We start from the raw sequence: 561 nt of genomic DNA, 5'->3' as shown, positions 1-561 counted from the left end.
CCCTGAGATGACTTTCGATTTCGCAGCCTGAACCGGTGTATTGATATCCACTTCTTCCAGAGGAAGATCGCGGGTAATTTCAAATGCCATGAGTGTAGCCACTTCATCTACTAACTCTCTAAAATCCTTCGTACCTGTATTTTCATTCCGTATATATGTCAGCTTGTGCTGAATTAAAGGATGATCAAATACATAAACCTTTCCCATACTGTGTTTCAGCTCCTTTTTTATTGTCCCATCAACAATTACACACTTCTATTGATTCTACAAAAAAAGACATTGAGTTTCAAGAACATCGTCAAAAAACCCGCCGGGCATAAGCCCAAGCGGGTTTTAGGATCTTAATAATCTAATTCTTTATATAAAGGAAATTTATCAGTCAGAGCAACTACACGCTGTCTTGCTTCTTCAAGTTTCCCTTCGTCTTCGTGGTTTTTCAATGCAAGCGCAATGATAGCACCGACTTCTTCTAAAGCGTCTCCGTCAAAACCGCGGCTAGTTACAGCAGCTGTACCAAGACGGATGCCGCTTGTTACGAAAGGTTTTTCAGGATCATATGGA

Annotated in this window: 1 protein-coding gene and 1 pseudogene; both read right to left on the bottom strand. The window is 40.8% G+C overall.

Going from position 1 to position 561, the window contains the following annotated elements; genetic code table 11:
* Nucleotides 1–207 (bottom strand): uracil phosphoribosyltransferase (locus ACWHAR_RS30525; RefSeq protein ID WP_452088865.1); only part of this gene is annotated, 207 nt, incomplete at its 3' end.
* Nucleotides 208–341: 134 nt separating this feature from the next.
* Nucleotides 342–561, bottom strand: a pseudogene (locus ACWHAR_RS30520) (serine hydroxymethyltransferase); the annotation flags it as partial.

This window comes from Bacillus sp. LR--39 (assembly GCF_053613335.1).
This window is presented reverse-complemented; position numbering and strand designations above follow the sequence as displayed.